Raw genomic sequence first — 1,871 nt, 5'->3', positions numbered from 1 at the left:
TCGGGGGCCCCCCCCCGCGCCCGCCCCGGGGGCCGGGGGGGGGCCCGGGGGTACGGGCGTGGCCGCTCGGCGGCGGCCGGCGGCCGGGGACGGGGGCTGGCGCGCGGTCGCGCCGCTGGTCCCGACCCTGGCCGGGCCGGCCCACGGCGTCAGCGACGGCCTGAGGTTCCGCTCCCGGCTCACCGCCTGGCAGGACCCCTCGCTCTGCGGTCCGCTCGGCCACGCGGTCCTGCCGACCGCCCCGGTCGGCATCCTGCGGGCGGTGGCGAGGCCGGGTGCCCCGGCCCCCGTCCGCACGCGCGGGGACGAGTTGGTCGTGCCGGTCGTGCCGGTCGTCCCGAGCGAGGCCGGGGCCGAAGTGCCGCCGGAGAACGGGCCGTCGGGCGCGGCGCGGTCGGCGCGACAGGCGCGTCCGGTCCAGCGGTCCGTCCGGCTGCGACGGCTTCCGGTGCGGTCCGGGCCGCGCCCGGCCCGCGCGGGCGGGGTCGACCTGCGCGCGGCGGCCGAGCGTGCCGACGGCGGTGTGCCGAGGCCCGCCGCGGCGACACCCGGCACGGCGGCGCCCGGTGTATCCGTACCGGGCGGGTCGAAGTCCGCTGCGGTGAGGGGAAGTTCGCCGAAGCCCGAAGGGCCGCAGGCCGCCAGTGGCCCGCTCGGTGCGGCGACGCCCGAAGCGGCCGCCGCCTCCCCGCGCCCGAACCACTCTGCGGTCCGGGCCGACCGGCCGGTGCGGCCGCGTCCCGTCGGGGCCCCGCTGGTCGTGGCTCGGCGGCCCAGCCTGCTGACCGCGCGCCCCGTGGCGGCCGTCCCGGGGCAGGGCAGGGCACCGGCCGCCGTCACCGAACCGGCGAGCCGGGGGGCGGGCGCGCCGCGGCCCGCGGCGACGACGGAAGAGCCGGCCGAGGGTACGCGCCGCCCGCCCGCGAGCGGCGGAGCCGCCGAACGGCCGGCGCCAGGCCCGGCCGACAACTCCGCGCCCACGCGGAACGGGCCGGCCGACGGCACCCCCGTCCAGCGCGCCGCCGTGCCCGGCGCCGGCGCACCCGCCCGCCCGGTTCTCGGCGCGCCGCTGACCGCGCTGCCCGCGAGCGCCACACCTCTGGCCGTCGACGGCTCCCGGGCCTCCGGCACCGCCTCGGCCGGGCCGGCCATGCCCGTCGTCCCCGCCGACGCGGGGCCCACCCGTACTGAGACGGGCAGCTCGGCCGATGCCCGGCCGTCCGGAGGCGGGGGCCGGGACGCCGGCGCCGCCCGACGCACCGCCACGGCCGGCGAGCCCGCCCGCCCGGCACCCGTTCGCCCCGAGCACGGGTCCGCCGGGGGCGCGGCCGTTCAGCGCGCGCGGTCCGGGGCCGGTACGCCCGTACCGTCCTCGTCATCCCCCGATCGCGCCCTGCCGGGCCGGCCCGATCCGGCCCCTGCCCGCCGCAGCGGACCCGCCGAGGGCGCGCCCGTTCAGCGCGTACTGCCCGGGGCCGGTACGGCCGCACCGTCGACGCCGACCCCCGACCGCGCCGCACCACTCCCGCCCGACCCGACCCCCGCCCGTACGCGCGGAGGCCTGGGCGCGCCGCTCGACGCGCTGCCGCCGACGGCGGCCGTGGCCGGGGGCACCGCTCCGCTGCTCGGCGGGCGCCGACCGGTCCGGCGGATCGCGGCCCCGGCGACCGGCGACGCGGCCTCTGCCGCCGCCCCCGCCGTAGTCCCTGCCGCGGCCTCGCCGGTGGCCGGTGAGGGGCTGCCCGTGCAGCGCGCCCCCCGGAGCCCCGGCGACGGCCCGGCCGAGGCGACGTCCTCCGTCCGGACCGGCGGTGACGGGCGATCGGCCGGTCCGGCCGTCCCGGCCGGGACGGCCGGACCGGCCGATCGCC

At 83.5% G+C, this 1,871-nt stretch carries 1 pseudogene; it reads left to right on the top strand.

Features of this window, described 5'->3' with window-relative positions:
* Window positions 1-1,024: 1,024 nt before the first annotated feature.
* Window positions 1,025-1,871 (top strand): annotated as a pseudogene (locus tag ACWGJO_RS41490) (hypothetical protein); the annotation flags it as partial.

It is taken from the genome of Kitasatospora sp. NPDC054795 (assembly GCF_053611565.1).
Note: the sequence above shows the minus strand (reverse complement) of the source record. Positions and strands in the feature narration are given on the sequence as shown.